At 39.7% G+C, this 25,802-nt stretch carries 25 protein-coding genes and 4 tRNA genes; 12 read left to right on the plus strand and 17 right to left on the minus strand.

The annotated features are described in order from the left end of the window. Positions 1-173: 173 nt before the first annotated feature. Together LXF01_RS10160 and LXF01_RS10165 are read left to right on the plus strand one after the other, a co-directional pair. Positions 174-1,634 carry a CYTH domain-containing protein gene (locus tag LXF01_RS10160; protein ID WP_233945458.1) on the plus strand — a complete coding sequence of 487 codons (1,461 nt, stop codon included), beginning with the start codon at positions 174-176 and terminating at the stop codon, positions 1,632-1,634. A 325-nt stretch (positions 1,635-1,959) separates the two neighbouring features. After that, positions 1,960-2,289: a hypothetical protein gene (locus LXF01_RS10165; protein ID WP_180084258.1), complete on the plus strand. Its 330-nt coding sequence runs from the start codon at positions 1,960-1,962 to the stop codon at positions 2,287-2,289. 67 nt (positions 2,290-2,356) lie between these two features. Here the strand turns inward: LXF01_RS10165 and LXF01_RS10170 are convergent, their stop codons facing one another. Beyond that, complete coding sequence (locus LXF01_RS10170) at positions 2,357-3,046, minus strand: TetR/AcrR family transcriptional regulator (RefSeq protein ID WP_233944266.1); 690 nt, start codon at positions 3,044-3,046, stop codon at positions 2,357-2,359. A 117-nt stretch (positions 3,047-3,163) separates the two neighbouring features. On the opposite strand from LXF01_RS10170, the gene LXF01_RS10175 reads away from it, so the two are divergent. Next, the gene (locus tag LXF01_RS10175) at positions 3,164-4,408 is read left to right on the plus strand and encodes an MFS transporter (RefSeq protein ID WP_233944267.1); all 1,245 of its coding nucleotides are present in this window, start codon (positions 3,164-3,166) and stop codon (positions 4,406-4,408) included. Positions 4,409-4,443: 35 nt separating this feature from the next. Here LXF01_RS10175 and LXF01_RS10180 read toward each other — a convergent pair whose 3' ends face one another. After that, positions 4,444-5,076, minus strand: a complete 633-nt coding sequence (locus LXF01_RS10180; protein ID WP_233944268.1) for a hypothetical protein — start codon at positions 5,074-5,076, stop codon at positions 4,444-4,446. A gap of 108 nt (positions 5,077-5,184) precedes the next feature. Here LXF01_RS10180 and LXF01_RS10185 point away from each other — a divergent pair, with 108 nt between their 5' ends. Both LXF01_RS10185 and LXF01_RS10190 read left to right on the plus strand, forming a co-directional pair. Next, positions 5,185-5,586 carry a DUF3144 domain-containing protein gene (locus tag LXF01_RS10185; protein ID WP_078188837.1) on the plus strand — a complete coding sequence of 134 codons (402 nt, stop codon included), beginning with the start codon at positions 5,185-5,187 and terminating at the stop codon, positions 5,584-5,586. A gap of 172 nt (positions 5,587-5,758) precedes the next feature. Continuing rightward, complete coding sequence (locus LXF01_RS10190; RefSeq protein WP_233944269.1) at positions 5,759-6,823, plus strand: amidohydrolase family protein; 1,065 nt, start codon at positions 5,759-5,761, stop codon at positions 6,821-6,823. Positions 6,824-6,904: 81 nt separating this feature from the next. On the opposite strand, the gene LXF01_RS10195 is transcribed toward LXF01_RS10190, so the two are convergent. Together LXF01_RS10195 and LXF01_RS10200 are read right to left on the minus strand one after the other, a co-directional pair. Next, complete coding sequence (locus tag LXF01_RS10195) at positions 6,905-9,673, minus strand: M16 family metallopeptidase (protein WP_233944270.1); 2,769 nt, start codon at positions 9,671-9,673, stop codon at positions 6,905-6,907. Positions 9,674-9,822: 149 nt separating this feature from the next. Continuing rightward, the gene (locus LXF01_RS10200; RefSeq protein WP_233944271.1) at positions 9,823-10,644 is read right to left on the minus strand and encodes a PhzF family phenazine biosynthesis protein; all 822 of its coding nucleotides are present in this window, start codon (positions 10,642-10,644) and stop codon (positions 9,823-9,825) included. A 104-nt stretch (positions 10,645-10,748) separates the two neighbouring features. On the opposite strand from LXF01_RS10200, the gene LXF01_RS10205 reads away from it, so the two are divergent. Together LXF01_RS10205 and gloB are read left to right on the plus strand one after the other, a co-directional pair. Then, on the plus strand, positions 10,749-11,357 hold the full coding sequence (locus LXF01_RS10205; RefSeq protein ID WP_233944272.1) for a flavin reductase family protein: 609 nt from the start codon (positions 10,749-10,751) through the stop codon (positions 11,355-11,357). A gap of 109 nt (positions 11,358-11,466) precedes the next feature. Next, positions 11,467-12,198, plus strand: a complete 732-nt coding sequence (gloB, locus tag LXF01_RS10210; RefSeq protein WP_180023866.1) for a hydroxyacylglutathione hydrolase — start codon at positions 11,467-11,469, stop codon at positions 12,196-12,198. A 91-nt stretch (positions 12,199-12,289) separates the two neighbouring features. Here the strand turns inward: gloB and LXF01_RS10215 are convergent, their stop codons facing one another. Next, a complete protein-coding gene (locus LXF01_RS10215) occupies positions 12,290-12,556 on the minus strand; it encodes a hypothetical protein (RefSeq protein ID WP_078193609.1) in 267 nt (88 codons plus the stop codon). A 441-nt stretch (positions 12,557-12,997) separates the two neighbouring features. Here LXF01_RS10215 and LXF01_RS10220 point away from each other — a divergent pair, with 441 nt between their 5' ends. Then, complete coding sequence (locus LXF01_RS10220) at positions 12,998-13,201, plus strand: hypothetical protein (protein WP_078188846.1); 204 nt, start codon at positions 12,998-13,000, stop codon at positions 13,199-13,201. 306 nt (positions 13,202-13,507) lie between these two features. Here LXF01_RS10220 and LXF01_RS10225 read toward each other — a convergent pair. From LXF01_RS10225 to LXF01_RS10250, 6 genes are all read right to left on the minus strand, one after another. Further along, positions 13,508-13,592: transfer RNA gene (locus LXF01_RS10225), tRNA-Leu, on the minus strand. Positions 13,593-13,665: 73 nt separating this feature from the next. After that, positions 13,666-13,750 (minus strand) — tRNA-Leu (locus LXF01_RS10230). Positions 13,751-13,786: 36 nt separating this feature from the next. Then, positions 13,787-13,860, minus strand: a tRNA-Trp gene (locus LXF01_RS10235). Positions 13,861-13,897: 37 nt separating this feature from the next. After that, positions 13,898-13,982: transfer RNA gene (locus LXF01_RS10240), tRNA-Leu, on the minus strand. 107 nt (positions 13,983-14,089) lie between these two features. Further along, positions 14,090-14,914 (minus strand): protein kinase domain-containing protein, encoded by an 825-nt coding sequence (locus LXF01_RS10245; RefSeq protein WP_233944273.1) that lies wholly within the window; start codon positions 14,912-14,914, stop codon positions 14,090-14,092. Then, on the minus strand, positions 14,892-16,403 hold the full coding sequence (locus LXF01_RS10250) for a DUF3336 domain-containing protein (protein WP_180102671.1): 1,512 nt from the start codon (positions 16,401-16,403) through the stop codon (positions 14,892-14,894). Before LXF01_RS10250 ends, LXF01_RS10245 begins: the two co-directional genes overlap by 23 nt. A gap of 189 nt (positions 16,404-16,592) precedes the next feature. Here LXF01_RS10250 and LXF01_RS10255 point away from each other — a divergent pair, with 189 nt between their 5' ends. Further along, positions 16,593-17,465: an ATP-binding protein gene (locus tag LXF01_RS10255; protein ID WP_233944274.1), complete on the plus strand. Its 873-nt coding sequence runs from the start codon at positions 16,593-16,595 to the stop codon at positions 17,463-17,465. A gap of 69 nt (positions 17,466-17,534) precedes the next feature. Here LXF01_RS10255 and LXF01_RS10260 read toward each other — a convergent pair whose 3' ends face one another. Then, the gene (locus LXF01_RS10260; RefSeq protein WP_233944275.1) at positions 17,535-18,878 is read right to left on the minus strand and encodes an amidase; all 1,344 of its coding nucleotides are present in this window, start codon (positions 18,876-18,878) and stop codon (positions 17,535-17,537) included. Then, positions 18,875-20,170 (minus strand): MFS transporter, encoded by a 1,296-nt coding sequence (locus LXF01_RS10265; protein ID WP_180077697.1) that lies wholly within the window; start codon positions 20,168-20,170, stop codon positions 18,875-18,877. The genes LXF01_RS10260 and LXF01_RS10265 overlap by 4 nt, the downstream gene beginning before the upstream one ends. 97 nt (positions 20,171-20,267) lie before the next feature. Between LXF01_RS10265 and LXF01_RS10270 the strand changes: the two genes are divergently transcribed. Beyond that, positions 20,268-21,236 (plus strand): Lrp/AsnC family transcriptional regulator, encoded by a 969-nt coding sequence (locus LXF01_RS10270; protein ID WP_180171524.1) that lies wholly within the window; start codon positions 20,268-20,270, stop codon positions 21,234-21,236. Positions 21,237-21,275: 39 nt separating this feature from the next. Here the strand turns inward: LXF01_RS10270 and tsaD are convergent, their stop codons facing one another. Continuing rightward, positions 21,276-22,292 carry a tRNA (adenosine(37)-N6)-threonylcarbamoyltransferase complex transferase subunit TsaD gene (gene tsaD, locus LXF01_RS10275; protein WP_180023873.1) on the minus strand — a complete coding sequence of 339 codons (1,017 nt, stop codon included), beginning with the start codon at positions 22,290-22,292 and terminating at the stop codon, positions 21,276-21,278. A 146-nt stretch (positions 22,293-22,438) separates the two neighbouring features. Between tsaD and rpsU the strand changes: the two genes are divergently transcribed. Together rpsU and LXF01_RS10285 are read left to right on the plus strand one after the other, a co-directional pair. Beyond that, on the plus strand, positions 22,439-22,654 hold the full coding sequence (gene rpsU / locus LXF01_RS10280; RefSeq protein ID WP_001136722.1) for a 30S ribosomal protein S21: 216 nt from the start codon (positions 22,439-22,441) through the stop codon (positions 22,652-22,654). A 39-nt stretch (positions 22,655-22,693) separates the two neighbouring features. After that, on the plus strand, positions 22,694-23,140 hold the full coding sequence (locus LXF01_RS10285; RefSeq protein ID WP_078193617.1) for a GatB/YqeY domain-containing protein: 447 nt from the start codon (positions 22,694-22,696) through the stop codon (positions 23,138-23,140). Positions 23,141-23,243: 103 nt separating this feature from the next. Here the strand turns inward: LXF01_RS10285 and LXF01_RS10290 are convergent, their stop codons facing one another. The 3 genes from LXF01_RS10290 to LXF01_RS10300 all read right to left on the minus strand — a co-directional run bounded on the left by LXF01_RS10290 (position 23,244) and on the right by LXF01_RS10300 (position 25,768). After that, positions 23,244-23,801, minus strand: a complete 558-nt coding sequence (locus LXF01_RS10290) for a GNAT family N-acetyltransferase (protein WP_233944276.1) — start codon at positions 23,799-23,801, stop codon at positions 23,244-23,246. A gap of 46 nt (positions 23,802-23,847) precedes the next feature. After that, positions 23,848-24,207 carry a hypothetical protein gene (locus tag LXF01_RS10295; RefSeq protein WP_111885700.1) on the minus strand — a complete coding sequence of 120 codons (360 nt, stop codon included), beginning with the start codon at positions 24,205-24,207 and terminating at the stop codon, positions 23,848-23,850. Between the two features lie 121 nt (positions 24,208-24,328). Beyond that, the gene (locus LXF01_RS10300; protein WP_180074025.1) at positions 24,329-25,768 is read right to left on the minus strand and encodes a M48 family metalloprotease; all 1,440 of its coding nucleotides are present in this window, start codon (positions 25,766-25,768) and stop codon (positions 24,329-24,331) included. Positions 25,769-25,802 lie beyond the last annotated feature (34 nt).

Genomic DNA, 25,802 nt, shown 5'->3' on the forward strand with positions numbered 1-25,802 from the left:
GCAAAATCAGCGCTTTCAAATCAGTCAAGTCTTACTTCTCAACTGTTTTTCGCTACAATCGAAACGCGTTTAGCTCATAGAAAATTTACGTACGATTTAGTTTTTCATTTTTATAAAAATTTAGAGATCGCTTCATGCCAGATTATGAAGTTGTAACATCAGGACAGAAAACCATGGTTGAAGTTGAATTAAAGTTCCAGATTCCAGAAGCACGTCGAACTGCATTATTAAAGGCACTCGATCCAAAAAAATCGGAACAAATTCAACTTAAAGCTAAATATTTTGATACCCCAGATCGAAAAATGGCACAGCAGCATGCAGCTTTGCGTCAACGTTTAGAAGGAACGCGCTGGATTCAAACCTTGAAAGCTGCAGGTAAAAGTCACATTGAACGGTTTGAACATAACTTAGATTTGGGCGAGCATGAACAAGCCCCTGCCCTAGATTTATCGGTCTATGCCAATGAAGCTGAAGTTCAGTTAGTTTTAAAAACCACTTTAGGTGATCAGCAAGATTCGCTACAACTTCAGTTTGAAACTGACATTCTGAGAACTTATCGTGTCATAGAGTTTGAAGATGCCAAGATCGAAGTTAGCTTAGATATCGGCTGTATCCGTAGCAACAATACAGAAACAGAGGTTCACGAAGTAGAATTTGAGCTTAAAACTGGCTCTATTCAATCACTCCTTGCCTTTAGTTTTGAATGGGTTAAAAAGTACCATTTGTGGTTAGACGTTCGCAGTAAAGCGGAAATCGGTAACTTGCTGGCATTGAATCAAACTGTGAGTCCAGCAGTTGAGGCTAAAGAATTTCAACTCAGTAAAAAAGACACTGCCGCAAAAAACTTACGACTTTTAATTGCACAGGAAATGCAGCATCTTCTGCCTAATATTGCCGCAATTTCTGCAGGTGTGGCTCAGGCTGAGCACATTATACAAGCTCAGAAAGCACTCCATCATTTACAATTAACCATTTCGCTGTTTAAAGATTGGAACAGTGATATCGTTGAAAAATGGGCATTGCAATTAGGCGCATTTAAACAGCAGTTTGAACAATTACATCATTTTGAGCACATGCAAAATACTTTGGGAGGCTTTTTACAAAACCCAACGACTTCAGAAAATTTAACCAAAGATATTTTGTATGCCAAAGAGAAGTTAGGCAATTTAGTTAAATCGACTCAAAATGTGCATCATTATCTTGAGCTTTTAATGTTTAGTTTGAAAGTGGAGGATGCACCGCAGCAACACGATTTTAAATGGTATGCTCAAACAACCCTGCAAAACCAATATAAAGCCCTCCAAGAGGCTTTAAATGATGCCGACATTAACAATTTTGAAAGCTTAGACGTGCTTTCTCAACGCATACAAGAGCTTAAATTTAGCTTCCCAGTTTTGACGTCGATTTACGATGTAAAAAATTTGCAGAAATACAGTAAAGCACTCAATGATGCACAAGTTGCGGCACAGGAATACCAAGTCCTTTCCTCTTCTGCACAGTATATTCAGCAAACAGAGCTGGAAGCTAGCGATTGGTTTGTTCTCGGTTGGTTGACTGCAAAGCAAGAGGTTTATGCAGATAAACTTTTAGAAGCGACAGAGCAATTCCTTGTCAGCCGAAAACTCATTAAATAAAACCTAAGGGAGATTGAATGAGTCTCCCTTTTTATTTGCATCCCACATTGTCATATAGATATTCATTTGTTGAACATTCAGATTCAAAGTCGGTTAATTTCAATTCATCATTTCTTTAGTTTGACTCAGTTACATTGAAATATTTTGAGAAGCTATTATTTTTGTTTTTTGAGTAAAAACTTTTAAAATAAGCTATCTGAAAAATTAGATTCAGGGTGGTTTTATGTTGAATAGTCACATACCTATAATTCATCCCCTATTTTCATTTTCACTTATATTTATCCTTTTCCCATTACTAAGTGCTTGTAGTGAACAACATAAGCCTGTGCAAAGCACCGAATTAAGGCGCACGGCATCCTTACAAGTAGAAAAGCCGCTTTCTCCAACTCAAAACTTTGATCAGACACGACGAACCTTTAAAGTCCTGCGCAATAATAATGAGGACTATGGTGATGAGTCTTACCAAATCAAAACCGATGCTGGCACACTGAGTATTTATAGTATGAACTTGAATCCGCAGCAAGGTCAGCTACTATCCAGCGTCAAGTCTGGAGAATGTCTAACTCTATCGAGTCAAAGTGATAATTTAATTGCGGTTGATGGTTATATCAGTGTGATGGAATTAGGCGACATCAAAATTCACCCCTGCAAATAAACTTCAGCATAGTATTTGCATATTAGTCATTCAAAAAAACTAAGAAAATTGCCTTAAGGCTACGCTGCTATTGGGGGTTTAATTCATAATCCATACTGATTTGACCTTGTGCTAATAATCCCCATGATTTCATCGCATTACTCACCATACGCTGTAATTGCGTCAAGGCCATACCATCACGTGCTTGTATGGTCATCCCTTGCAATAAGGTCATATAAAAATCAGTCAATTGCTCTGCATGAGCCAAACTTTCAATTTCCGAATTTTGCACGCCTATAGCGAGCCGATCCATAATTTTTGTTTTGGTATAGGCACGACGTTGTTTGAGCTGTTCTTGTACGGTTTGGTTTTGCTGTGAACAATTCATTGTTGCCACCACCACCATACAACCTTTAGGTTTATTGGCTTGTACCAAATGCTGAATACTGTCATATAGGTACAATTCCATCGCAATTTTAGCCGTTTGACCTGCTTGTAGAATTTTTTCTGCAGGCTGAACTTCGTGTTCACTGTAGTATTCAATACATTTTTCAAAAAGCGCCGTTTTGTCGCCAAATGTGCCATATAGGCTAGGTGCGGTGATATTCAAAGCTTGAGTTAAATCACTGATGGACGTTCCTTCATAGCCAAATTGCCAAAACAATATCATCGCCTTTTCCAAGGCTTGCTGTTCATTAAAACATTTAGGTCGTCCACGCTTCTTGACCGAATCGGCTGGATTAGCGTGCTGATTTTCTTGCTTTGAATCATTCATCATAAGCTAATATTTATATTTTATAACGTTCACTAATAAAATAATTGACGCTCACAATTTAATCAAATAATTTATTTTTATAACAGTCACTATTAAATTAAATAATTAAGGTGTAACGCTATGAATCCGCATGCTACAGCTTTAAAACCAGATGAACAGTTAACGCAGCAGCCTGATGAATCTCCCCCCAATCAAGGGAATTGGTTTGCAATCCTCACAGTTGCCATTACAGCTTTCGCCCTTGTCACCAGTGAGTTTTTACCCATTGGCGTCTTAAATGCCATCGCTCAGGATTTAAAGATTAGTGTAGGTACCGCAGGTTGGGTGATTACCCTCCCTGGCATTATGGGTGCGGTCGCAGCGCCGCTGCTTTCTGTTGCAGTGAAGCAACTTGACCGTCGTATCTTACTGATTGCTTTAACCGTGATTATGGTCATTTCTAATTTTATAACTGGCTTCGCAGAAAGCTTTGCGCTGTTGTTGTTTAGCCGTTTTCTACTGGGTATTGCTATCGGTGGATTCTGGGCAACAGCCATAGCCTTAAGCGGACGTGTCGCACCCAGTCATCTCGCCATTGCCAAAGCCACTGCGATCGTCATGGCAGGAGTTACCTTAGCGACGGTTTTAGGTGTTCCATTAGGTACATGGTTGAGTGACTGGTTAGGTTGGCGTAGTGCGTTTCAAATCATTGCAGCGATTGGCATCGTCATTTTAGTTTTAGAAATCAAATTTCTCCCAAAACTTCCACCCACTTCGGCTATTCGATTTAGTGATTTACCTGCACTGATTCAACATGATAAAGCACGTAAAGGACTGATTATTATTTTATTAATTGGTTTTGCTCATTTTTCTTCTTATAGCTATCTCGCCCCATTTTTTAAAAATCATGCAGGCTTTGATGCGACCACCATCAGTTCATTATTATTGATCTACGGCATCGCAGGTTTCTTTGGTAATTTATTTGCGGGTTATAGCAGTAACATCAATGTCCGCTATACCCTTGTTTTTGTCGCCTTCAGTTTTATCGTGGTATTTTTTAGCTTTCCACACTTTGCAGTTCACTTATTCGGTGCATATCTTTTAACCGCATTATGGGGTTTCGCCTTTGGTGCATTTCCTACAACGGCCAATATCTGGATGTTTGTACATGCCCCTGAAGCTGTTGAAAAAGGCATGCCGCTGTTTATTGGTATTTTCCAACTCATGATTGCGTGTGGCTCTCTATTTGGCGGCTATATTGTCGATCATTTTAATGCCAATACCTTATTGTATTCGGTGATGATCTTTGTCGCCTTCGCCATAGTGGCTATATTCACTTTAGGGCGTGGATTAAATAACCCGAAGCTTCCTTGTACAGCGAACTAAGTCCACGCTCTAAGTGATATCGTCAATACATTTGATTAACGATATTTCCCAAAGATTTTCCACGTATTGTTATCGGCTAAAGGGTCGCTATAGCTATCACTACGGGCTTTACGTGGTTTGTCACGGGCATCCACCAATTTAAAGTCGTTTTCGACACTGAGTACAATGCCATTCACATAAAAACGGGTACGGGTGTAATCACTTTGCCCATGTTGAAATACATAGGTTCTGAGGTCGATAAATTCACGGTGTGCGACCAAAGCTGCCGTGTCATCGCTGTCCAGCCATAGTCGCATCGCTTGAATTTGATCAGCTTCAAACTGCCCACATTTTTCAACTAAGCTGGCAATACCCCGAAAGGTTTTAGATTCTTTCGCACGTGTTTTGTTGATTCGAATACGATCCACGTGAAAATAAAAAAGCGGCAGATTCAAATGACTCGGCAAATGGACTGCATCGAGGACTTCATCTTCCATAAAGGGCTGAAATAAGTCCTGAGCACGTTCAATTAAGCCAGTCCACTGCGCATAATATTCGGCTACTTCAGATTGTGTACCATAATAAATGGGCAGCCCTTCTACATTGGCTAAGGTTGAGGGCGGCCAAACATTTTGTCGAAGTAATGCAATATCACTTTTCAGACTTTGCACTGCGATTGCATCTTGCATGGGGTATTTCACTTTACTTAGGCTATTTTTTTAGATTAAGTCAAAGGTTTAGTTTCTGCAAGGCTTTGCCTATAATACTGCATTAGATTTTTATGCTAGGACACATTCATGGTTCAAAAGATTGAAGCTACTGATGTAACCGAAGAAGAAGCGTTGAATGCAGCTTTCTTTGAACGTGCGGATGAATTTATTAAACAAGCCAATGAATTTTGTCGTGTTGAAAAGGGTTCTCAAGTCAAACCGGCAGAAATGCGCGGTCAAGTGAGCGCTGCCATGTTATTTGGTACCGCTCGTTTTAATACTTGGGTTGCTGCAAATGGCTTCAAAGATGGCAAAGAAATGCGTGATGCCAAAGATCAAGTGATGTCTTATATTCTTCAACAATTTCAAATGATGCTTGAAGATAATTATGATGAATATTGCGAACAGTTTGAAAACTATCTTCGCTTCCGTCATAACGAAGAATTCCATGCAAATAAGCATGATCACGACCACGATCATCAGCATTAATCAAAAGCCCTTCGGGGCTTTTTTTATACAACTTCTCTTTCACAAAGCTTTGATTTAATATTTAGTCATAACGTTGTATTTTCATCATTCATGCTATTTTCAGTGCCTCGCGTATTCGAAAATACAATGAAATACGCAAGAAATGGACATGGTTTTAAGGACAAGGATAGCAATGCAGACGCTCGATTTTGCCATCGTGGATTCACATATACATCAATGGGATCCATACAATACCCCACATGCCGCTTCACTTGCCGTGAAATTATTGGGTAAACATCCCTACTTGCTCGACAAAATGATGCGCTTGGTTAAGCCGCAAGAATTAATTGACACGGTTGGCTTAACCAAACATGTGACGACACCGTATTTGCCTAAAAATTATAAGCAAGATGCAGGACATTATTTGGTTGATCAAATCGTACATGTAGAAGCAAGCTGGCATGACCATAAAGGCAAAGGGGTGGTTGGTGAAACCAAGTTTATTGAATCTTTAGACTTTAACGCTCAAAAAATTAAACTTGGCGCCATAGTCGGCACTGCAGACCCATGTGACAGTAGTTTTAAGAAAATTCTTAAAATGCATAAACAAGCCTCCCCACATTTTCGTGGCATACGAAAAATGGCAGCTGTACATGAAGACCCAAAAGTTCATGCATGGACCAATGAACCCCATCTCTATACCAATAAAAAATTTATGAAAGGTTTTGAAGCCCTTGCTCAAATGAATTTAAGTTTTGATGCATGGGTTTATTCAGACCAAATTCGTGATTTAACCGCTTTAGCACGTGCTTTCCCTGAAACATCTATCGTGCTGGACCATTTTGGGACACCTGTCGGTGCCTTTGGACCTGTCGGCTCACATACAGGCTTAACCCAAACTTCACGTGACAATATCTTGTTTCGTTGGAAAGATGATTTAGCTGAACTGGCAAGTTGCCCAAATGTTTATACCAAAATGTCTGGATTATTCATGCCTGTGCTGGGTCATCAATTTCATAAAGAACAACGCCTTGCATCTAAACAAGAGATTTTCGATTGCGCCTTTCCGCTTATTTCTCATGCTCTACAATGCTTTGGGAAATACCGTGTGATGTTTGGCTCTAACTTCCCGATGGATAGTGTGAGTGCATCCTTGGTGAATATTATTGACGCCTTTTCAGATGCGGTCGCGAGTTATGATCCTGATGCATTGACTTTAGTCTTCCAACAAAATGCCCGTCAGTTCTACCGCCTATAAGTTCGTTAAGATAATCTTGCAATCAAGTCATACAATGTAGCTCAAAAAAAATCCTCCAGATGGAGGATTTTTTTATTAAGTTTATATTTGAGTAGATTTTACAGCTTGACCATATTGGTCAGCCATCACCTCAACCAAATGCTCAGGTTGAATATATTTTTTGATGACAGCATTAACATCCGCTTTGGTCAAACTAGCAATGCGTTGATCACGCTTTTCACGATAGTTTAAATCACGACCTTTTTCTAACTGTGGAATCAACATACTATGAATGCGACGGTCATCTTCAAGTGCAGTTAAACGCTTTTTCAAAATACTGGCTTTGGCTGCTTCTACTTCCTGTTCCGTCACGCCATTTTTCAATAAGTTTTGCAACACTTTATGAACAGACTGAGAAACTTGTGCTGATTTACCCGCAGTGTAGTTTGCATCAATACTCAGTACACCTGAATTCACCCATTCATCAAAATTAATGTCTGCACTAAAACCATAAACCAGTGCATTCTTTTCACGTAACTCTTGAGCTAAACGTGAAGACAACTGTGAATCACCGAGTATGTGGCGTAATACTTGTAACGCAGGAGAATCGGTATGCTCTACACCTACAGGTAGAGTCATAATGGCTTGGTAACTACCAAACTCACGCTGTTCAGACAATGCATGCACTTTCTGTGCAGGATACGCTGTAAATGTAGACTCTAAGCGTTGATATGGCTCGCTGGTTTTCCAATCTGCAAATTCTTTTTTCAGAATTTTTTCTATTTGCTTAGTATCAAAATCACCTGTTACCGCAATTTGTGCGTGATGTGTTTTAAAGAATTTCTGATGTAACTGCTGCACTTGATCACGTGTAGCCGATTCAATTTGTTTTTTCGCAAGTTCAGGTTCGAAGTGATAACGAATATCCCCCGGCTGATAGATCTCGACAATACGCGACAGCGTCATTGCAGCAACGGTATCCGGCTCTGTATAAGGTCGATCTAAACTCGATAAACTTTGCGCTTTGATTAAATCAAATTGTGATTGTTCAAATGCTGGCGCTTTAATAACATCAATGACATATTGCAAAAATTCAGCAAATTTTTCTTTACGAGCAACCACTTGAATCATGAGGCCATTATCATTTGCACTGACCGCTGCACCACCACCGACATCAATAATTTTATCGGCAATTTGCTGCAAGCTTTGATCTTTAGATGCACGGAACATAAGGTAAGCTGTCAAATCTAGCAACTCCCCTTTGTTCATTAAGCTTTGTGCTGTACCAAAATCCAATGCTATCGTGGCATAGGTCTTGTCATCACGGGTTTTAGTTGGAAACAACGCATACTGAATGCCGTTTTTAAATTTAGCGCGCTGAATCTGCTTTTCTTTCTGATTTAAATATTGCTTAGACTCTGCAACATATTGCTTCACTTCAGCACGATAAACACTCGCATCTTTCAATGGCTCTTCTGCAGGCGCTTGCTGATCTAAAGTTTCAGCAGGTTTTGACGCAGCCTGTTGCTGTGCTTTCTTCTGGTCTTCAGGTGTCGGTAGAATATTTCCTGTGACACGGTATTCGGGCTTTAGAAAGTCCTTATACACCTGATTCACGTCGCTTACATTTAGCTTTTGTACTTTATCTAAGTCTCGGAAATATTGAGACCAGTCCCCGTTATAAGCCACAGTATAAGAACTAAGACGCTCGCCAAGTGCTGTTGCGCTATTTTTGACATTGTCAGCCATATTTCGAGTCAGGCTTTTAACACGGTTTAGCTCGACGTCATTAAAGGCTTTGTTCTGCTCCACACCTTGTGCAAGACTAGTTGCCACTTTGTTTGCATCATGACTTGGGCCATATATCGCCCCCATAAACACCAAATTAAAATCTTTATCTAACCATGTGGTCGATTGAACTACGGTTGCTGTCCCTGTTTCCACCATGCTTTGATACAAATGCCCACTTGGCTGTAAGGTATACAAAGTTGGAGATACCGCCAAAGCAGTTTTAATCGGTTCGACTGCACCATTTAAATAAATATTAAATTTGCCAAAGTCACTACCCTTATGAACAGTAAATTCACGTTGCTTTAATTTCGTTCCATCTAATTTAGGGACTTTGGCCTGTTCAGGAATTTGACGTGCGGCAATTGGGCTAAATTGTTGATCAATTTGTTTTAATACAGCCGCTTTATCAAACTTACCAGAAATCACCATCACTGCATTATTTGGCGCATACCAACGGCGATAGAACTGGTTTAATTCGTTCATATTGATCGATTGAAGTTCTTTCAAATCACCAATCGGTAAGCGGCCTAAAGATTGATTGCCATAGGCTTCTTTTAAAACTTGGTCGATTAACACTGAAAATGGCTGATCTAAACGAATTTCACGTTCACGCTTAACGATATCAATTTCTGTTGGTACAAATTTTTCCTGAAGTACTAATTTATCCATCCGTTCTGCTTCCAAATGCAAAACTTGGTCAATCGAACTTTGATCAGGACGAATCACATTGGTGTATTTCGTTGAATAATAATCCGTACTAGCATTGGTCATCAGCGTGAATTGGTCTAAGCGACGCTGAAATTCATCACCTTTGATATTTTCAGTGCCTTTAAAGGCCAAATGTTCGAGCAAATGTGCCAAACCACCTTTGCCCGCAGGGTCATTTAATGAACCCGTGAAATACACCGTATTCATAAACACTTTGCTTTCTTTATCGTTTTGCGCCAAAACCACACGAAAACCGTTATCTAATTTATATTCTTCAATGGCTTGTTCAGTTTTAACCAATACAGGTTGAGCAAAGAGGCTTGTACTTAAACCTGCAAAAAAAAGTGAAAGCGTTAAATGTTTAATACGCATGTAATTCAAGTGTCCTTTATATTTAGCATCGATCAGCGTAGTGCTGTCGATCAGATTGGTTTTGATTTTATGCTGAGCTTTTCTGGATTAATAGTTACTTTTTATTATATACATGCTGCAGAATGAGACAGCATGTATTTGATTTATGTTCAGATATAAATGTCCGACTGCATATATAAACACGCATAGCCTGAGATTTCTATACGGTCATTTTCGAGCATTTGACAATGTAACTCACCACCACGGCTTGATGCTTGATACGCTAAGATCTGACCTCTTTGTAGACGTTCTGCCCAAATTGGCACGATTCCGGTATGAATAGAACCCGTAACAGGATCTTCATTGATGCCATTACCCGGTGCAAAATTGCGTGAAATACAGTCATATTGCTGGGCTGCCGCAGTGATTGCAACATCAGTGATCGTACCCGGCGCTGTGATGGCGGTGCGGATTTTGCCAAGACGTTTTAAAATTTCAAAATTCGGTTGTTCGTCCAAAACTTGTTGAGCCGTTTCGTATTCCACGATATACGCCTGCGCATTCTGATAAACCTGCTTAAAAGGTTGACTCAACCCTAGACGTAGCTCTTCAGGATATTCGCTCACGACCTGTGCCCGACGCACAGGGAAATTCATCAGAATTTTTCCATCTTCAGCTTTATTTACGCTAAAAATACCGAGATTTTTGACATGAAATTGGATATTTTTTTCTGCAGTATAAAACTCAAAAAGCACATAACTGCTGGCCAATGTCGCATGTCCACAAAAGTCCACTTCAGTGGTCGGTGTAAACCAACGAATTTCATAATTACTGCTGTCAATTTTTTTCACAAATGCAGTTTCAGACAGATTATTTTCCAAAGCAATCTGTTGCATCAAGTGTTCATCTAACCATTCATCCAACACCAAAACCGCCGCTGGGTTGCCTTTAAATAACACTTGGGTAAATGCGTCCACTTGATACATTTTCATTGATAGAACTCCTGATTTAGTGATTTATATTAAAGGCTTTTGAAAATATTTCATGCGTTATATGCTATGTAGCAACACTTTTTAATAAAACATCTAAGTTTTAGATGAACTTAAATATAGGTACAATTTTGAAAACGCATATTCACCCTGTTCCTTTAGAAAAATCATACCGACTTTTAAATCATGGGCCGACTGTGCTCGTCTCTGCTCAGGATCAAACCCATACTGGTGTGATGACTGCAGCATGGGCATGCGCCTTAGAGTTCAGCCCAGCAAAAGTGACGGTAGTAATGGATAAATCAACTAAAACACGTGAGATTATTGAGAATTCAGGCTATTTCGCCTTACAAGTACCGACACTGAAACAACTCAAACTGGTCTATGCACTTGGTATGATGAGCCAACGTGATGCGCCAGAAAAATTACGCCAATGTGGCGTGGAATTGTTTCAATTTAATACCTCAGATATTCCTGTGGTTGAAGGTTGTGCTGCTTGGCTACTGTGCAAACTTATTCCTGAGCCGCACAATCAACAAGCGCACGATCTGTTTATTGGCGAAGTCATTGCTGCCTATGCAGACGACCGCGTCTTCCGTAACGGACATTGGTATTATCATGAAGTAGAAGATGAATGGAAAAGCCTACATCATGTTGCTGGCGGGCACTTTTATACCATTGGTAATCCTGTATCTGTAGACGAGACACCAGACTAAAATAGCGCTGTGAGATCTGTCGTTTATCTAGGGCTAAAAATGGATAATCATCCGTTTTGAGCATTTTCATGCTAACTTTAACTTAATTTTAAATATTGAATGAATGGATATGGCGTTTAAAATACATACATTGGATGTCAAAAATTCACTGCAAAATTATATTTGGCTGCTTGAACACACCGAAAGCCATGATGTCATTGCGGTAGATCCTACTGAAGCTGCCTTGGTCGAGCGCTATTGTCAGGAACATCAACTCAATCTCACACAAATTTGGTTAACTCATTGGCATAAAGATCACGTCGGTGGCGTACCGGAACTTATTCAGGATAAAAACATTGCCGTTTACGGTCCCCGTGCAGAATTGAGTCGTATTCCATGGGTGAATTATCCTCTCGATCATAATGACCGTTTTGAATTTCATGGTCTTGAAATTGAAATAACAGCAACCCCCGGCCACACCCTCGGTCATATCGTATATTTTATCGATGACATTCATACGCTTTTCTGTGGCGATGTATTATTTGCTATGGGCTGTGGACGTGTTTTTGAAGGCACCTTTCAACAAATGTACGATTCATTGAACCGTATAGCCGCATTCCCTGCTGAAACTCAAGTGTATTGTACTCACGAATACACCCTATCGAATGCGCAGTTTGCGCGGCATGTTGAACCTGACAACCTTGCCATACAACAGCGGTTTGATGAGGTTGAATCCCTACGCATGCTCGGACAATGTACTTTGCCAAGCAGCATTGAATTAGAACTAGAAACCAATCCATTTTTACGCGCAGAAAGTGTTGAAGCATTTCAACGCTTAAGAGAACTCAAAGACAATTTTTAATTGGATTGCGAGTTATAAGCATTTTAGATTTCATCACAAATAAACTTTTTTATTTGTGATGAATATTTCGGGCCAATTCATCATTTTATATTTATAAAATTTGATTGGTGGCAGCAAACTCATCCAATTCAGCTTGAGTCACAACTCGTACGGCTTGCATTTCATCGATACGTACCATCAATAAACCACCTAATGCCGGCTGATAACGTCGTGCACTACCAAATGGTGTATATGCCACTTTGGATTGCTCCGAAAAGACCAACCAATCTTCATGTCCAAGCATCACCGCAACAGGCGTCTGTCCCGCTTGTTGCATCTGTTCAATTTTTGCTTTGACATCGTGCTCAATGTTCTGCATGCGTTCAATCTACTTATACCAATAGAACATAGTATAAAAGCATTTCGATAAATCTTGATGAGAAATAGCATTGCAAGCTCACCTATCCAGCGAATTAGGCTTTGAACAAGCTGTTATTTGCAATCCACAACTGCATACCCAAACAGCTGTGCATTCTAAGCCAAGCAATCGTTTATTTTGCGCACAGCTTCTCTATGCACATAGGATATATTTTAATCCAACTGCCAAAAACCTAATTTTTAAAATACGTTATATTTACTTACATTAAGTTTAGCTTTTTATAAAACAGCAAGTTAAATGAGTTTATACCGTTTACAAGCCAATAATCTGTTTATTTATCCATCAAAATTTCATATTTTAAATAAAAGTTTTTCATTTCCCCTTTAAAAAATATTTTGACACCCCTATTTAATATTTTAATGATTGATAAGGAGTTCGCTCGTGAAAAAAGTGGTTAAAGCAAAAAATTTAGTTGCCTTCCGTCTTTGGTTAGAAAAGTTAGGATATTCTGTTCGTACACTGGCAGATAATCGTGGATTTACATTCAGTTTTAAAAAAGAATATGGTCTAGTGACTGTAGACTTGTCTGGTAATGCTTTGGCCATGCAGCTCGGTGAAGAGTTTGAAGATCATTTAAAGGCATAATCTTCTTTATAATTTATTCGAACGATTAGAAATAAATGATTTAATTCGATTGATTCGAATCCGCATTTCAAAATTTGCCCGTATTTTCGGGCTTTTTTTCACCTTTGTTTTACTGACTCATTTTAACGAGAGAAATTTTAGACAATCAAAAAGCAAGATTAGACATCTTGCTGTATCTCTTCGTTCATCATTCTTTCATTAGATTTTTTTATTAGAATTAGTCTTCAAAAAAGACCATGTTTAAGACACTGATTTTTTCGAATTTCAAAAACAAAAAAGCAAGGTATAAAACCTTGCTTAATCTAATGGTGGGGACGGAGAGACTCGAACTCTCACACCTCGCGGCGCTGGAACCTAAATCCAGTGCGTCTACCAATTTCGCCACGTCCCCAACTCGGGTGCTGACAATGTCAGACTTTAATTTGTTTTAAAAACCTGTTTATTTAGCAACTTAATAAATTAAGTGGTGGGGACGGAGAGACTCGAACTCTCACACCTCGCGGCGCTGGAACCTAAATCCAGTGCGTCTACCAATTTCGCCACGTCCCCAACAGGGTTGCTGACATTGTCAGACTTTTTAAAACTTGGCAGAGGATCAAGGATTCGAACCTTGACGAACGGTTTTGGAGACCGTCATGCTACCATTACACCAATCCTCTGTGACCTTCATTACCAAACTCATGTTTAGTAATTCAGTGGTGGGGACGGAGAGACTCGAACTCTCACACCTCGCGGCGCTGGAACCTAAATCCAGTGCGTCTACCAATTTCGCCACGTCCCCGATGGCTGTGTATATTATAGAGATCACCCCTACATGACAAGCCTTTTTTATAAAAAAGCATCTTGTTTGTTTAAATAAAAAACAATAGTGCTTTTTTTGTATTTTTCTTAAGCAAATTCAGCAACTAAGTCGCTTTTTAAGCGATAAAAATCCACCAATCTGTCATTTTTTTGCTTCATCAACATGTGTTGCAATAGCTGATTAAACCCTTGATATTGTATCGGCAGATCAAGCTTTAAGCGTTGGCAATGTAAATAGGCCCAATCTTGATAGTTTTTCGCCTCTAAACGCTGTGATGTCAGCCATTCCAAGAAAATTATCCCCAATGCGTAGATATCACTGTGCAAAGATTTTGCTTGTCCATGGAAAAGTTCTGGAGCCATATAACGTGGTGTCGCAGTTAAGGCATCTAACTGATCAAATTCTAAAGGTAGCGCTTGCTCAAAGTCGATGAGTCTGCACTGCCCTTGCCAATTCACAAAATGCTCTTGTTTTAAATCTGCATGTATCCAACCGTGCAAGCTTAATCGTTCAACCACATCGAGTGCTTGCCATAGCACTTGCCTCACCTGTTCGATTCTCAAACTTGATGCAGGCTGTACGAACCAAGGCTCAGCATTCGGCAGTATTAATAGGCGATCAATAGGCTCTTGCTGAATACTGAGATGCGACTGTTTTATCATTTGAAAAGGTAGCGTGATACTGTTTTGTGTAGACGCTTGATTGAATAGCTGGTACAGCTCAATTTCTCGACCAAAACTAGCTACATGTTCAGGGCTGCTGTCACTGACTTGCGCCTTGAGCCAATAACGTTGTTGATTGAATTGAAATTGATATAGACGACGGCCAAAAACCAAACTTTTGGTTTTGGTTTTTGGCTCGCAAATGGTTTGCGCTAAATCTGTGGATTTAAACCGCAATAAATTCTGCATGTCGTTGACTGGGTTCATTTTGATAATTTAATAATTCCAAACAATGCTGAATGGTCTTACCAATGCGGGCTTGCGTTTCGATTAATGAAATCTTCGGCCAAGTGGCTCTTTCACCTTCACGCTGCAATACTTTAAACAGGTAGGGTCGAGGATTTTGCAACATATAACTATAGTGTCTTAAGCCATATTTCCCCACAATATTGACATCACCATAGTAACGCTGATCCACCACGCCATAACCATGATCAAGCAAACGTCTTACAGGTGGGATACTTCCTGCACGCTCACGGGCAAAATCCATCACCCCTTTACTAATCACCTTACCTTGACGACGAACGATCCGCTCAGGCCAACTCAACATGCTTTTACGAAAGCGTGAAGCATCATCCTGCATAAACGGCACAATATGCGGATTGACCTGACTGGCGATACTGTAATTAATATTATACAAACGCGCCATTTTCTCCTGTGGGAAATCACTGCGCACACTGCCATCCACCCAACGCGTTGCCGACATATATGGCGTAAATTGCCCGTCATAACGCTTACTGGTCAGTCGTACTGGTGGAAATAGAATGGGCACTGCACATGATGCCAACACTGCACTCCACACCAACAAATCGGGTGATGTATACGCATTCATAATTCGTGCATCTTGTGATGCATCATAAGGCGCAACTGCCACATTGATATGCAGACCTGATTGCTTATATGCTTCGGCAAAAGTTAAGTCACCTAAGTTTTCAACCAAAAACTTTTTCAGATATTTTACATCTGCCAAACCGCCATTACCCTGCACTAACTCAGTCAATTTACGAAAGTGAAATGCCTCACTAAAGAAGTTTTGTCCATTTAATAAATTGGTAAATTCTGACGGTTTAGATACACCCAACATCCCGGTCATAATGGCGCCAGCACTGGAACCAGACAGAACTTTTGGCATCAAATCTTGTTCCATCAGTGCTTTACACACACCGGTATGAAACAAACCTAAAGTTGAACCGCCTGAAAACATCAAAACAGGTTGACCATAGGCTTTTTGGCTTTGTTCAAAGAATTCAATTTTTTGTGCAGCATTGAGACAAACGCATTCCTCAGATGCGATAAAAGCCAAACTTTGACTCACCTCATCAACATAGTCTTCAATAATTTTTTTGGTGCCGACGTAGGCTTCTGTAAACAGTAAAGGATGGGCAATATTACCCACATCATAAGTTAAACCTTCACTTAAAATGTACATCAAATCTCGAGTACGTTTCTGAGCACGATATCGTCTCAGTAACCCTAAACGATGAGTAATAATTTCTGCATCAAAATACGGTGAACTATTATCGAATTTCCATTCTTGCGCACCCGATTCTTCATCTATTTTAAGTGCGATATCTTTCCATTCTTCATAACACTCAGCACGGTCAAGCTGACGCTTTAATTTTTTTATCCGATATGCCTGATGTGGATTAATACTTTTTGAAAACCCTGTAAACAACATGACTATCCCTCAGCACATTTTAAACTGTTCACTCGGCTAGATTTATAACAACTTTTTGGTTGTTCGAATAGCGCTGATCTGCCAGAACAATCATTTAACTTTGACATATTTAGGCGATTATAACTGCATTATTGATGTACACTGCTGTCATATACTAACCAACAACAAGACACGACAAGCTGACTTATCATGGCTACAATTGATTTACCTGACAACATCCTTCAATCACTATCTACTGTACTCTTACAACTACAGCACAGTTTGCCTGAGCTTAAACAAGCACCCGATTTTTCGAGTATCGCTTTTAAATGGCAAGATAAACAGCTTAAAGCCATTCAACAGCCCAAAGTCATGTATTTAGAAGATTTAAAAGGAATTGAGCGTCAAAAAGAAAAAGTGATTCAAAACACTTTACAGTTTTTAAAAGGCTTACCTGCCAACGATGTTTTACTCACTGGCTCTCGTGGTACAGGTAAATCATCCATCGTCCGTGCTCTGCTCACCCATTATGCAGACCAAGGTTTACGTTTAATTGAAATTGAGCGTGATGATCTATCTGATTTGCCAGAAATTCAAAAGTTAATTGAACATCGCCCTGAAAAATTTATCGTATATTGTGATGATTTGGCATTCAATGCTGAAGATGAAAACTATCGCAGCTTAAAAAGTGTTTTGGATGGTTCATTACAATCAGGTTCAAGTAATTTTATTATTTATGCTACCAGTAACCGTCGTCATTTATTGCCTGAATTCATGCATGAAAACACACCTGTAACCAAGATAGATGTGCCTCAATATACTGAGCTCCATCCACAAGAAGCGATTGAAGAAAAAATATCTCTTTCTGACCGCTTTGGGATGTGGCTGTCTTTTTATCCAATGGATCAAAATTTATATTTAGAAATTGTTGAACATTATTTGGCTAAAGCCGAGATGCCATGGACAGATGAAGCGCATGCTGAGGCACTACGTTGGTGTCAAGGTCGTGGGCAACGTTCAGGGCGTGCTGCTTATCAATTTTCAAAGCATTGGATTGGGTCAGAACAACTTAAACAAGCCTAGAGCCAAAAAACTAAATAAAAAAAGAACCGCTATAGCGGTTCTTTATAATTGAATATGACAAATGATTCTTTAATTCTGACAAATAGGTGGAAGGACAGAACGAATACCTAAACCATTGGCAATTTTCTGCACTGTGTTTACCACATTAACATCATTAGCTTGATATGAAACCAACTGAATACCCATCGGCAGTCCACTTTCACTTTGAGTCATTGGAAAAGCATAACTTGGTGCATCTAAATAGTTAAATGGACGCGTGTATTCACCCACATGACTAAACTCGGTATCCGTTGAGCTTGACACAGCTGCAAGGAATGGGCTCACTGGAAACAGCAAACATTGACCATTTAAAGAAGCTTTAAATGTCTGCTGAAACTCAGTTCGCTCTGCAATCAATGACTCGTATTTTTCCTGTGAAATACTCTTACCGCGTAGCACACGCTGACGAACTAATTCCCACATCTGTGTTTCAGCATTTTCAGCTGTATCGCCATGATATAAATAACTTTCATAAGCAATAATGTCAGACGTCCGGTCCGATAAATTATGAAAATCGAAATGTGCAGGTGGTTGCCAGTTTTTAATTTCGATTCCCAATGATTCAATGCATTTTAGCCCTTCGCGCCAAAGGGTTAATACCTCAGGCTCAAGCGTATATGGAAATGCAGATTCATCTAAAGCATAAATTACATTTTGACTTGATGCCGCTCCAACATCTACATCCGTCAATAATTTCACTAATGCACTAATGTCGTCTGCAAATCTTGCAAAAGGTCCAAGAGTATCTAAAGTTTTAGATAAAGGTACTGCACCCGTGTCGGCAATTTTATGGGCTGAAGGTTTAAAACCAAATATGCCATTTAATGCTGCTGGTGTGCGAATTGAACCACCTGTATCACCGCCAAAGGCCATAGGACTAAGACCACTAGCCACAGCAACCGCTGAACCTGAAGATGATCCACCCGGTGCAAATTGCTGCTCTGCCCACGGGTTTTTAGGTGTGCCTTGCATTGGATTTTGACCAGACAAACCAAAAGCCAACTCGGTCATTTTAGTTTTACCTAAAATCACAAAACCTAAATCTTGCAATTGATCAACCAGTTTACAGTTCGCTTGCGCTTTTTGATCTAAATAAACCGTACCTGCATAGGTGATATGACCCGCTACATCCAGATTATCCTTTAGTAAAATTGGCACACCATGAAATGGACTCAATCGTTTGCCTTGCTGAAGCAACTCATCTAAATGTTGTGCCTGTTGCAAAGCCTCGATTTCGAATAATTCCGAAATACAATCTAGATGTTTAAATGTTTGGTTTCGATCAATATAAAATTGAACTGTCTCTACTGAAGTTATCTTTTTGCAGGCAATCTGGCGACCAAGCTCAAGTGCAGATAAATTCACAATATTCATTTTATATCTTCCAAACCTTTTCCTGCCGTTTCAGGCATTTTCATAAATGTGATTAATGTTAATAATGCGCCAACCAATACCATAAAGTAGAAATAATCTTGTTTACCAATACTTTGTAGCCAAGTTAGCACATACGGTGTTGTGCCGCCGAGTAAAGCCACCATCAAGTTGTAGGGTGCGCCAATGCCAACTGCACGAACTTCTGTCGGAAACTGTTCAGACATGACAGCTGGGCCAATGGCGGTATATAAAGCATATAAAACCAAGCCGAAAAGCTCGACCAATAAAATTGATGCAAACGTGCCATCCATCCATTTAATGATTGGATAAAAGAACACTAAATATCCCACAGCAAACACGATCAACTGCGGTTTACGACCAATTTTGTCTGATAGCCAGCCAAATACAGGCTGACACAGCATAAAGATAATTAAGCCAACAGTATTTGCAGCAAAGGCTGTTTGTGGCTCTGCGCCTAAAACTTTAATGGCATAGGTCGGGACATAGACCACAAAAATATAGAATGCAAATGTTGTTAAGATAGAAATACCCACAATACGAAGCGTTTCTTTCGGATGACGTTTAATCAGTACAACCAAAGGATTTTTTACTGATTCTTTTTTATGGGTCATTTCGCTATCAGGTACTGATTTACGAATCCACATACCCACCAAGCCGCCAATCGCACCCAAAATAAACGGAATACGCCATCCGTATTCGCTCATTTGCGTTTCAGTTAAAGCACTTGTTAAAGCCCAAGCAAGACCTGAGGCCATCAAAATACCAATCGCTGAACTGAAAAACATAAAGCTTGAATAGAATCCGCGTTTATTTTTTGGTGCCATCTCTGAAAGATAAGTTGCCGCTGAAGCGAACTCACCACCCAAAGATAAACCCTGAAGTAATCGCGCTAATACCAAAATAATCGGCGCAAAAATACCAATTGATTCATAGGTTGGTGAAAGACCTATCATCAAAGAACCACCTGCCATCATTATGATGGTTGCGGCCAAAGCTGCTTTTCGACCATAGCGGTCAGAAAAGATCCCCAATACGATTCCACCTAATGGACGCATGAAAAAACCTACAGCAAAAATTGCGAAGGTCGCAAGCAAGGATGCAGTTGGATCATCTGATGGGAAAAATTGTTTCGCGAAAAATACTGCAAAAGTTGCATAAATCGTCCAATCGAACCATTCAATAGCATTTCCTACAGTTCCTGCAAGAATAACTTTCTTTTGTGATACATTTCCTTGTGTGGAAATTGAGTTTTGCATTTTTGACTCATCCATAAGCGTCTCATTTAATATTTAGACATAAATACAGGTTGTATTTTATTTTCTAGACTTAAATTTAGATTATAATTAGTTTTTAGACAAGTCAATCATCATGAGTGAATCTTTTAGTTTCGACGAAATCGATACTGCATGCATCAAAGCTCTTATCTCCAATCCGAGAGGATCATGGCGAGAACTGAGCCAGATTAGTGATGTCCCTGAAAAAAAGCTGTCTCGACGTCTAGGTAGATTGCTAGATGACCAAGTTATACGAACTGCAATTGAATTAAATCCTGTGGTTGCCAATAAGGGTTACACCGTTCATGTCTGGATCAGTGTGAAATTTGGGAAGGAAAAAGAAGTTGCGCAATTTTTTGCAAACCGTCCAGAAGTACGCATTGTTTTTCTAACCACAGGACTTGCCGATATTTTCCTTGAAATTGGATTAGAAAAGGCCGCCGATCTCTCTGTTTGGATGCATGATTTTGTTACGCATATTCCGGATATTAAAACCGTAGAAACCCAAGCCGTATTAAAACCATTTACTTGGGCAAGCAAACCCAAAGCTTTAGAAGGTACAAGCGATAAAAACATCAATTTTAGAAGTTTGACTGAAATAGAGTTAAAACTGATTCATGCTCTGTCTATTGATGGGCGTTCATCTATTAAAAGTTTGGCAGAGCAAATCGAACTCAGTGAACATAAAACTCAGAAATTATTGAATGATTTATTGGAAGAAGGCATTTTCAACATTCGTGTCGATGTAGAACCCAGTTTGATGGGCTATAAGTCCGAAGCGATTATTTTGATTAAAGCTCGTCCAGATGCAGCAAATCAAATTGCCAAAACCTTGTCTGAACTTAAAAACACACGCTGCCTATTTGGCATTAGTGGAGATTCACAATTTTTCTGGCATGTCCTATGTAATGATTTAAGTGATTTATGGAAACTCATTACAGAAGATCTTGGTAATTTTGAAGGCATTCAATCTTGCAATACTAACATGGTGACATTGGCATTAAAACGTGCAGGATTTATGCGAAAAATCAGCAGCGCGCAGTTATTTTCAAATTTAGATTAAAAAAAAGAACCGCAAATGCGGTTCTTTTTTTAACGATTTTTACGCTTCGTTTGGATTACTCAATTCCGTCATCGGCCAACGCGGTGTAGTTGTAACAGACAAACCATCATGCTGACCCGCCTTAAGACGCTGATAACCTGCAAACGCAATCATTGCACCATTATCTGTACACAGCGCAGGTTCTGCATAAAACACATTTGCACGGATTTTTGCCAAGTCAGCTTCTAAGCGCTCACGTAAACGCTTGTTTGCACTTACACCACCGGCAATAACTAAACGTTTTAAACCCGTTTGTTTTAAGGCCTTCACTGATTTTTTCACCAATGTATCAACCAACGCTTCTTGGAATGATGCAGCGATATCCGCCTCACGACCTTCGCCTTCAACTTTTTTTAGTTGAACTGAAACGGCAGTTTTTAAACCACTAAATGAAAAATCTAAACCTTGGTGTAGCATTGGACGTGGAAATTCAAAGGCATTGATGTCACCATTGATCGCCAATTTCGAAATATTTGGACCACCTGGGTATGGTAGACCCATCATTTTAGCGACTTTATCGAATGCCTCACCTGCTGCATCATCAATCGACTCACCCAATAATTCATATTGACCAATTCCATAAGCAGCCATCAATTGAGTATGTCCGCCAGAGACTAAAAGTGCCACAAATGGAAATTCTGGTGGAGTTTTAGACAACAGCGGCGCCAACATATGACCTTCCATATGATGTACACCAATTGCAGGTTTATTCAGTGCAAATGCCAACGTACGACCAAACAATGCGCCTGTCATTAATGCACCCATCAAGCCCGGCCCGCGAGTATATGCAATGGCATCAATTTCAGATTTATCCATCTGACTTTCTTCAAGCAATTGTTTTAATAACGGAATTAACTTACGCACATGGTCACGTGAAGCTAATTCAGGTACCACACCACCATATTCTGCATGCAGTTTGATTTGGCTATACAATACTTGTCCGCGTAATCCTTGCTCACTATCGTAGAGTGCGAGTCCTGTTTCATCACACGAAGTTTCCAAGCCTAAAACGATCATTAAACTGCCTTTTGCCCATTTCAAAATATTGCGAAACCTATTATAGACTTGTGATATGAGATGTAAATGAGTAAAATACTGACCTTCACTTGTGATCAAGGGTAATTCGACCCGAGATCTTATCCATAACTTAATGAGGATTCTTCATGCCACAAGTTAAATTGAAAGAAGGCGAACCAGTAGACGTAGCTATCCGTCGTTTCAAACGTTCATGCGAAAAAGCGGGTGTTCTTGCTGACGTTCGTAAACGTGAATTCTACGAAAAACCAACTCAAGAACGTAAACGTAAAAAAGCTGCTGCTGTTAAACGCTACCAAAAGAAATTGGCTCGCGAATCAGTACGTACTACTCGCCTTTACTAAGATTAATTTGTGATTGATTGACTAACCTGGACAAGATAAATGACTACTTTAAAAAACCAAATAACTGAAGTTTTAAAAGCCGCTATGCGTGCTAAAGAAATGGATAAGTTAACGGTAATACGTAGTCTACAGGCAGCAATCAAGCAAATCGAAGTCGATGAGCGCATAGAGCTTGACGATAAGCAAGTTCTTGCGGTCATTGAAAAGCAAATCAAACAACGCAAAGAATCGGTTAAAGCCTTTTTAGGTGCAAACCGAGATGATTTAGCTAGTAAGGAACAAGCCGAGATTGAGGTGTTATCTCAATTTCTACCAGAAGCTATGACTGAGGAAGAACTTGATTCCATCATTGCGCAAACGATTACTGCGCAAGAAGCTACTAGCATGAAAGATATGGGTAAGGTGATGAACTCTCTACGTCCGCTCATAGCCGGACGTGCCGATCCTGCACAAGTTTCAGCTAAAATTAAAGCGAAACTCTCTTAATCTTTCATCTATATTGTTTGATTTGGTCTATTTAAGTACGCTGATGACTTAAATAGCCAAATTATCCAAATTCAAATTTATTCATCATTTATAATTTTCTTTCTTATCTAACGATTTCATACTTACAAATATCTCGCCAACTTCCATCTACTGGATTTTGAATTGCAGCTTGTTCGATTTCAATCAATTTAAAATTTGCTCGTTCACATAGACGTCGTGCTTGCTTGTTTTCTACATCTACAAAAGCGTTTAATTGCTGAAATCCTAGATCATTCAATAATTGATCCACAAATAACTGCAAAGCTTCTGTCATCAAACCCTGCCCTTTAAATTCAACACTTCCCCAAAACCCAACGTTAGCTTGGTTTTCCATCCAATTGATTTGATGAATATCCATGACACCTAGAAAGTTATGCGACTGTTGCTCACGAATCACATAAACAAAATTTTCCTGATTTAACGCAGCCAACACTCTCGAATCACAAAATGCCAATGAAGCATCTAAATTAGGTTCTTGTAAGGACCAAGCCAAACTTGCAGGAAACATTCGTAAGGTCTCTATACTTTGACAGATCGCTTCATAAAGTGCTTTTGCATCGTGACGCTGAATCAACTGAAGCGTGATTCTGCCATGACTTATATCAAAATCATCGAGTTTCATTTTTTTCAGTTTCTCGCAATGATTTAAAATGTTTGTAAAACCAATTTTAATTTAGGGCACACTGCACATTATATTTTTTTAATAATTGCATCTCTTTTGATGCGATCACCTGCTGAATCACATCCTGCTTATTCATATTACGGTACTCACGATCTAAAAATGCACGATTTTCGTCTGCAGCACGATAAAGATCATTCACATAAGTCTGAACAATACCGCAGTATTTCACTTGCTGGTCTGCTTTAAATCCCTGTTGCTGCGGGTCTAACTGACTAAAAAATTGGCGTACATCAGTTTTATATTTTTCGTTAATATCATTCACAGCAATCACATATTGTTCTGCGCTAGCTGCTGCAATATTCGTTGCTAAGCCCAACAGACAGGCCGCCAAAATCATATTTTTCATTTGTAAGTTCTTAATCATAAACATTTTACATCCAGCTAGTTTACACTGATTAATCTAAGCCACTAAAACTACAATTTGCACTTTATAATCGACATAGATAAGTGCATCACAGTTGAAATCTTTATATTTTTAATTTCCGTTCATTTTGCATTTCGTCTACACGCTGCTTGATTTTTGCAGAAAGACTTTTCGAGTCTTTGGTGATGCGCTGCGCCTGTAGCAAAGATTTAATCGCACGTTCTTCATCCCCGCCCCAATACTCTACTTCAGCTCGATAGCGCAGCACATTAATAGAACGGAAGCTTGCGTCTTTGTCTGCATCAGCCATTTGCAACATCAGTCGCCAACCACTCAAGTCACGTGGGTTCGCTTGTAAAAATCGCTGTAGAATCAGTTGTGCTTGCGCATATTCTTTGTTTCGAATCAAAGCCTCTGCATATTTATAATTTAATGCACGATTTTCAGGCATGATGATTGCCGAACTTTTCACAGCGTTCACGGCATCGGCTGCTTTATTTTGGCCCAACAGCACATCGGTCTGCAAAATAGTAAAAAGTGCATGCGATGCATTTTGTTTTGCTGCTTCATTTAATAACTTTTGAGCAGCACTAAAGTCACCTTGTTTAATATGCAAGCTCACCAAAGCCAACTCAGCTGCATAATTCTTTTGTGCCACCATTGTATTTAATTGCAATTCAGTTGCCTGACCTGAGAGTACTCGACTATACCAGCGCAGAATTTCAAAATCTTGATCAACCAAACTAGTTTTAACTTGAGGCAACTGATTGGCACGTAAGCGCGCCTCGCTCATACGTTCCGTGGTTAAAGGATGTGTCAACCAAAAATCAGGCAGAAAGCTCACTCGACTCGTAGAGCGATGCATCACTTCAAAAAAGTCAGCCATGCTTTGCGGATTGTATCCTGCACGGTACATATACTGCATCCCGATGCGGTCTGCTTCACGTTCTTGATTGCGGCTATAGGTTAGCTGTTTATCCATCAAAGCGGCTTGTGAACCCATCATTACAGCCGCACCGACATCACCATCTGCCTGTGAGGCCACCAAGGCTCCGACCAAAATACCGGCTAGTGACAATAAACCTTGCCCTTTAAAAGCTTCTTGTGAACGACTGTAATGACGTTGTGAGACATGTGCAATTTCATGCGCCATCACCCCTGCCACTTCATCCATGTTGCGAGCTGAATTAATTAATCCAGCATTTAATGCAAATAAACCTCCCGGCACAGCAAAAGCGTTAATTTGTGGATCATTAATTAATAACAAACCGACCGGTTGGTTGAGTTGGGTTTGGCTCAAAATATGCGTAAAGACAGATAAAAGACGATCTTCCATCCACGGATTTTCAGTCACAGGAAGTTGACGATGCACCTCACGATACACCTTCTCGCCAATGGCACGCTCTTTTTGTTGATCCAACAAGCCGACGCCACTACCTATTTCAGGCACAGAAAATTGTGGGGATGAACTAAAATCTACGGACTGCGTCTGCGCCAATGTCGAACAAAGCCCGAGACCACATGCCAGTAAAATCTTTTTCAAAGTTTATTCTCTAAATTTCATATTCGTACTTCAT

Origin of the sequence: Acinetobacter sp. SH20PTE14 (assembly GCF_021391555.1) — a bacterium.
Classification (GTDB): Bacteria; Pseudomonadota; Gammaproteobacteria; order Pseudomonadales; family Moraxellaceae; genus Acinetobacter; species Acinetobacter amyesii.